Source organism: Psychromonas sp. Urea-02u-13 (assembly GCF_002835995.1).
GTDB lineage: Bacteria > Pseudomonadota > Gammaproteobacteria > Enterobacterales > Psychromonadaceae > Psychromonas.
In genome coordinates, this window is the sequence record NZ_PJBZ01000132.1 from 1 (window position 1) to 6601 (window position 6601).

Below are 6601 nucleotides of genomic sequence, written 5' to 3' on the forward strand. Positions count from 1 at the left end.
AAATAAAGGCTAAAAAGCATATTTCAGTGTTTTTTAGCCTTACTCTTTAACGTGCTTCAATTAACAATACGCTTTTTATTACTCCCTGCTATTCAACTTCTATCATTCCGCCTTGATTATTAGCTATTTTTACAAATAAACTCATAGAGTGAGATGCACGACAGCGCATTTATCTATACCCGTTCTCTTCATTTTATAATCTAAATTTACGTGAAAAAGGAAGCAATATGCAACATGCATTATATAACGCCGAGTTTATGATCAGCGACAAAATTCACACACTCGCAGAATGGCAAGATATAGCGATTTTGGTCGTCAATACTGCCACAAAGTGTGGTTTTTCACCTCAGTTTGAAGGGTTACAAATTCTGCATGAAAAATATCATGAGAAAGGGTTGTTGGTAATTGGTTTTCCCTGCGATCAATTTAAACACCAAGAGCCAGAAACAGACCAAACCATGGCCAGTGTTTGTGAATTAAACTTTGGTGCAACCTTTCCATTAACGCATAAAATTGAGGTTAATGGTGACCATACTCATGCTCTTTTCAATGTGTTAAAAAGTAGCGCACCGGGAATATTTGGCAGCCAAAAAATAAAGTGGAACTTTACTAAGTTTTTGATTAGCCCCAATGGAGAAAGCATCGAACGTTTCGCGCCGAGCACTAAACCGCAAAATATAGAATCAAAAATAGTTACCATGATTAAGCGGTAGGCCCAGGGAAAGCGCATTATAACTATTAAACAATTTATATAAATTCAAAAGAAATTAACCACGAAGGCACGAAGAAAAAGAAGGTTAAAGAGAAAATTGAATTTTGGCTATTGGTTTCTTAGTGGTAGTTTTTTATTGAAATAATAGGGAACAACGCTATAGCTGGCTGTTAGTGCTATTGAGCGCTACAAAGTATTAAACTATCTGATGTTGCATTTTTGTTGAGATAGCAAAATGGTTCCACGTATTAATCATGACAATCTTCATGATTACCTGAGCAACTTGTCTCTCTCCTAGTGCTTTTAATGCTGCTTGGTAAATCTTATCTGAAACTCCTTTCTGTGCAATTAAAGTCATTTCGTCAGTTAACGCTAATACACTTCTTTCTGTTGCACTAAACCATGGCGGCTTGTTACTGTTGTCCGATTGCATGGTAAAAGGTTATGTCGAAGACCAACAGTTAGTGGTGGTATTACCAAGTTGGAAAGTAAGTTACGCGCGACATAGCCGTTTACAGATATTCGCAATTTATAAGTCGAGCCAATACCCAAAACCGCATATTCGTGTTTTTATAGATTTTTTAGTCGAGAAACTAATCATTAAATAGCCAGTAGCCTTATCCCGGGTTTAATTAAGGAAGAGCCAAATGATCGCAACAAAAATTTTTATTGGTAAAGTTGAACAACACGTGGGTTTACAAACGGCGATCAATAAACAACCTATTATCAATAATGTCATGATGTCTGAGCTTGGTCTAGTTGGTGACCAATGTGCTGATAGTGACCATCACGGAGGACTTGAGCGAGCCTTACATCATTACCCCGCGGAGCATTACCTGCATTGGCACAAAAAATATGGCGTTGCTAAACAAGCTTGGCAAATATCGGGCATGGGAGAGAATATCAGTACTCTTGGCTTAGATGAAAACAACGTGTGTATTGGTGACCAATTTCAGTGGGGCGATACGATTATTGAAGTCAGCCAACCGCGATCGCCTTGTTTTAAACTCGATAAACACTGGGGTATTTCGCGTTTTGCCGTTGAGATGCAAAATAGTAGTCGTTGTGGCTGGTTATTACGTGTGATTAAAACCGGTACGGTCGCTGTTAATGCACCACTTATTCGCATTCATCGTGAAGAAAACGCAATGACCATCAAACAAGTTTGTGATATTTTTTTCGGTAACCCTTTAGATACGGTCGGTCTTAATGTTCTGCTTAAGCAAGAAAAACTTTCAGTGAGTTGGTTAACTAAAGTCGAGATACGCTTAAGCACTGGCAAGGTTGAAAATTGGAACTTTCGTTTATTTGATCATGCTTAATATCAGTGCATATAAATAGGCGCACACATAAAAATGGGGAGACATCCCCCATTAAATTATGAGCATTTAGTGTGCGTGATCAGCATGTTCTTCTTTAACGCCTAACCAAGCGATGATGTTAGGTGTGAAGTCTAGTTGAATGGTATTGGTCACTTTCATGGCCACTAAATCGACTTCTAAAATAGTATTATCGGCAGGGTTAGTAATGAAGACCACCTCCTGTGATGAAGAGGCTGCGATTTTATGTTTAATCGTCACAGGTGCCGCATCGGCTGCTGGGGCAACAACCTCTAATACTTTAAAACGTTGCACGGGCACATAATTATTTTCGATATCAAATAAGTTCAAATAACCCAAAGAATCTAATACCATAAAATGCTCTTGATGCGCATCAGTAGCATGTGCCAGCATGCTTACATCGGGTGCCACTTTCCAATCAATTTCTGTTATTTCACCGAGTAGCGGGTCAATTAAAAATGTTTCTTGAGAGCGTGTAATACCCAGAAATTTATCCTGATGATTACTGCCTTTTAACGTACCGATGCCTATGTCATGGGCTATTTTTTTGGCGATAAATGTTGTGCCTACTTGTTCAATCGCTAAAACACCATCACTACAACCAAACACTGTCCAATTTTCTCCTTGAAAACTGCCATGTAATCCTGGGCAAGTGGCTTCAAATATCTGCTCTTGATGGAAGTGATCGCCGTGCAGTTCAAACAACGCCACACTATCTGGCATGTTGTAGTCTACATTTTGCTCTGAAAAATCCTGAACGACGGTACTTAATACATAGTCACCACGTATTTGCAGCGTGCCATGCATTGAGGTATCCATAGTGTGGCTTGCCGTATGTGTGCCAGCTTCAATACTTTTATCATCAAATAGATAAAATCCCGATGACTCTCCTGCTACTTTATTCCCGTCAAAGTACAAAGCGGCTTGTTCACCAATCGTATTGTAGTGCGTTGGTTTAGTCGCATGTAGCTGATAATCCTGCAAGCTAGGTGCTTGCTCAACGGTATCAAAGTGATCGCCGTGCGCGACTTGCGATAAACCGCCATCGATAAACTCAACTAAGTGTTGGTCTCGTTGTACCACGGTTAAATATCGTCCACTTGGGCTTGCATATAAATAACCAGCAGGATTGGTGGTGCTGATCTCTTCTAACAAACTGTGGTCATCTAAATCGATAAAGCGGATCAGCGTTTGATCTTTTTCAGCGATGGCCAAACGACCTTTGCCATGATGATCGCCGTGATCGACTATAGGCTCTTCCGTTACCACGGTTGAGTCATTAGATCCTGAGTCACAGGCTGAAATAAACAGAGTTGCGAATACAACAGATAATACTTTTTTCCTGAAATGTACGGGTGTTTGTAACGTCATTTTAACTTTCCATTTGTTTAATTGGTTATCAATACTTGATTTTTGCAATTGTTATAATGTAACATTTGTTTATGTTATATTATAACAAAGCGTAAGTGCAAGTATTTTAGGAAATATATTCCTAAGGCTTGTCTTACTAAATAAACCCCTTATTTATCAATTGTTAATGCCTTATTTAGTTAAGGGTTAATACTTTGTGGAAAAAGTAATGAACAAAAAATTATTATGGCTTAGCGCATTAAGCATCAGTAGCACAGCAGCCATGGCAACAACGAGTAATACTATTTCTAATGTTGAAATTGGCGTGGTACTTGATGGTATTTATCAAGACGGCAGTCGTGAGTTTTCACACCGTGAAGAAGGGTTCTCGTTAGGGCACAGTGAAATTAATTTATCGGCAAATATAGATGATAAGTTTCGTGGTGTATTAACCACTATGCTGGAATCCCACGAGGGAAAAACAGAAATAGAGCTTGAAGAAGCCTTTATTGAATCACTGGCAATGCCTTGGGGATTCAAAGTGAAAGCAGGGCGTTTCCTGTCTTCTTTTGGTTACCTCAATGAAAAACATGTGCATGAAGATGCGTTTTCCGAACGTCCCGGTGTTTACCGTGCTTTATTAGGCGGGCATTATTTTGATGATGGTGTACAGCTAAGTTGGCTTGCGCCTACTGATTTCTATTTAGCATTCACGAGTGAAGCTTTTTCTGGTAAAAAATTAGATGCTGGTTTTGATCAACCCGCTACCGTTGGCGTGTACAGCGCGGCTATTAATATTGGTGCTGATATTAATGCATCACACAGTTGGATGTTTGGTTTAAGTGCATTGCGTAATGGTAATGGAGAAATGCAATTTGGCGGAGAGCATGATCATGATGACCATGCGGGAGACAGTCACGACGAACACGATCATGGTGAGCATAGTCATGGTCCTGCGTTTACAGGTGAAAACTTGTTTGGCGCAGACTTTACGTGGAAGTGGGCACCGCAGGGGAATTATAAATATCAAAATGTCCGTTTTACGACAGAATACCTGCAGTTAAATGATCTCTATGACACGCAATTTTCAGACCTTCAGGGCGCCAAAGATAATTTAAAAGGTATATATGCAACCATCGTTTATCAATTCACACCGCATTGGTCGGTTGCTCTGCGTGGTAGTGAATTTGATCATCAGTTAGCCAATGATGTACACGGGCATGGGGACCATGCACACGGTGATTTTAGTGATGCTAAATTACGTGAATATGATGTGAGCCTAGCATGGTTATCGTCTCACTTTGGTCAAGTAAGAGGGCAATATACGCGTCAAGAAACACATACGAAAGATGATAATATTTTCTCGTTACAATACGTGATGACGTTTGGAGCACACGCTGCCCATGGTTTCTAATAAAGCTATTTTTTCTGCTCTGTTGTTTTCTATTTTTGCTACGCCTGTGATGGCGTTAAATATATTCACTTGTCAGCCTGACTGGGCAGCACTGGTTAAAGTGCATGCGCCTCAGGCGAATATTTTTAGTGCAACAACGGCTTATCAAGACCCGCATTTTATTCAAGCGCGTCCGTCTCTTATCGCTCAAATGCGCAAAGCTGATTTAGTGATTTGCTCGGGGGCAGAGCAAGAGATTGGCTGGTTACCTGAACTGCAACGACAAAGCAGAAATAGCAAGGTGCGTACAGGCAGTGAGGGATTATTTTATGTGACCGATTATGTAGCAATGTTGGATAAAAGGGATAATGTTGATCGTGTCTTGGGGGACGTACATGCGCAGGGTAATCCACATGTACAATTTGCAATTTCAGATATGCTGGCGGTATCTAAAGCCTTAACCCTACGTTTGACATCACAGGATAAGAAAAATGCATCGCAGTATCAAAAAAACGGCGTTAAATTTCAACAGCAATGGCAACAGAGCATGCTTGAGTGGCAACAAAAAGCAGCGCCTTTGAAGGGTAAAAAAGTTGTTGGTTATCACGGTACTTATCGTTATTTATTTGCCTGGTTAGGCATCGAACAAGTTGCTGATCTTGAGCCTAAACCGGGTGTATCACCGACCACGGCGCATTTGAATTCACTGGCTAATTTTAATGCACAACAGGTCTACGCGATTGTTTACTCCACTCATCAGTCTGATAAGGCTGCTAACTGGTTAGCGAAACGCACTGCTTTACCGGTTGTTGCATTAGCACAAAGTGTCGGAGGCACCGATCAAGCATTGGATATATTTTCGTTAATTGATAGCAGCATTGATGCGTTATTAGCGGTGCAACCATAATGGACGCCATTAGTCATTATACGTGGTTATTACCGGCTATTTGCTGCGGTTTATTGGCCGTTTATTGCAACGTGTTATTAGGCAGACAGGTATTGATTCGTGGCATTATTTTTATCGATCTTGCCATGGCCCAAGTGGCTGCATTAGGCATATTATTAACGGATAAATTCTTCCATGTGTATATGCATCAATACGCTTGGGCTTCTTACCTTGGCGCGACTTTATTAACTGGGCTGGTGGCTTTTGTGATTGCCAAATTAGAGTCACGCAGGATTAAACATTTGGAAGCAATTATTGGCGCGTTTTATGTGCTTTCTGCGTGTTTAGCGATCATTTTAGTGAGTAATAATCCCCATGGTATTGTCTTAGTTAAGTCGTTATTACAAGGACAGTTATTGTGGGTCAATTGGTCGCAAGCTTGGGTATTACTGGGGTTTTCTGTGTTGTTATTTACAGTGAATCATTATCATCCTCAATTTTTGAAAGGTAGCGGATTCTATGTGGCGTTTGCATTGGCTATTCCAATGTTAATTCAAACGCTGGGTGTATATTTAGAGTTTGCCATGTTAGTGGTGCCCGCAGTGGCTGCTGCGAGTTTAATGGCGCATCGACCGATAATAGTGGCCTTTATTATTGCCTCTATCGGTTTGATGGCGGGGTTAATGAGTTCGTTGTTCTGGGATATCCCTTCTGGACCGGCGATTGTACTCATGATTTGTTTGACTGCGTTATTCGCGCTATTGGTTGTTCGCCTGTTTAAAATGCGTGTTAAGCAGGGAGAAAAACCGATAAAAACATAAATAGCGATTGGCCACTTTTATTTGCCTAGGCAGGGGAAGGTGGCCACTTATATTCTTACTTGTATGTTTACATATAAAAAGCCATTGAGCATAAAGCGC

The 6601-nt window shown here is 40.5% G+C and carries 8 protein-coding genes; 6 read left to right on the forward strand and 2 right to left on the reverse strand.

Features of this window, described 5'->3' with window-relative positions; translation table 11 throughout:
* Positions 1 to 227 precede the first annotated feature (227 nt).
* Positions 228 to 713, forward strand: a complete 486-nt coding sequence (locus CXF74_RS20190) for a glutathione peroxidase (RefSeq protein ID WP_101084325.1) — start codon at positions 228 to 230, stop codon at positions 711 to 713.
* Between the two features lie 195 nt (positions 714 to 908).
* Here the strand turns inward: CXF74_RS20190 and CXF74_RS22065 are convergent, their stop codons facing one another.
* Positions 909 to 1145, reverse strand: coding sequence for a carboxymuconolactone decarboxylase family protein (locus tag CXF74_RS22065; RefSeq protein WP_157822478.1), 237 nt, complete (start codon positions 1143 to 1145; stop codon positions 909 to 911).
* Between CXF74_RS22065 and CXF74_RS20195 the strand changes: the two genes are divergently transcribed.
* Both CXF74_RS20195 and CXF74_RS20200 read left to right on the forward strand, forming a co-directional pair.
* Positions 1123 to 1320: a hypothetical protein gene (locus CXF74_RS20195; protein WP_232772604.1), complete on the forward strand. Its 198-nt coding sequence runs from the start codon at positions 1123 to 1125 to the stop codon at positions 1318 to 1320. The genes CXF74_RS22065 and CXF74_RS20195 overlap by 23 nt on opposite strands.
* A 39-nt stretch (positions 1321 to 1359) precedes the next feature.
* Positions 1360 to 2034: an MOSC domain-containing protein gene (locus tag CXF74_RS20200; protein WP_101084327.1), complete on the forward strand. Its 675-nt coding sequence runs from the start codon at positions 1360 to 1362 to the stop codon at positions 2032 to 2034.
* A gap of 66 nt (positions 2035 to 2100) precedes the next feature.
* Here the strand turns inward: CXF74_RS20200 and CXF74_RS20205 are convergent, their stop codons facing one another.
* Positions 2101 to 3423 carry a hypothetical protein gene (locus tag CXF74_RS20205; protein ID WP_101084328.1) on the reverse strand — a complete coding sequence of 441 codons (1323 nt, stop codon included), beginning with the start codon at positions 3421 to 3423 and terminating at the stop codon, positions 2101 to 2103.
* Positions 3424 to 3631: 208 nt separating this feature from the next.
* On the opposite strand from CXF74_RS20205, the gene CXF74_RS20210 reads away from it, so the two are divergent.
* Genes CXF74_RS20210 through CXF74_RS20220 form a run of 3 tightly spaced genes read left to right on the forward strand, consistent with a single transcriptional unit; the run spans position 3632 to position 6502 of the window.
* A complete protein-coding gene (locus CXF74_RS20210; protein ID WP_101084329.1) occupies positions 3632 to 4816 on the forward strand; it encodes a TonB-dependent receptor in 1185 nt (394 codons plus the stop codon).
* Positions 4800 to 5702, forward strand: a complete 903-nt coding sequence (locus tag CXF74_RS20215; protein WP_442965964.1) for a metal ABC transporter solute-binding protein, Zn/Mn family — start codon at positions 4800 to 4802, stop codon at positions 5700 to 5702. The genes CXF74_RS20210 and CXF74_RS20215 overlap by 17 nt, the downstream gene beginning before the upstream one ends.
* On the forward strand, positions 5702 to 6502 hold the full coding sequence (locus CXF74_RS20220; protein WP_101084331.1) for a metal ABC transporter permease: 801 nt from the start codon (positions 5702 to 5704) through the stop codon (positions 6500 to 6502). Before CXF74_RS20215 ends, CXF74_RS20220 begins: the two co-directional genes overlap by 1 nt.
* Positions 6503 to 6601 lie beyond the last annotated feature (99 nt).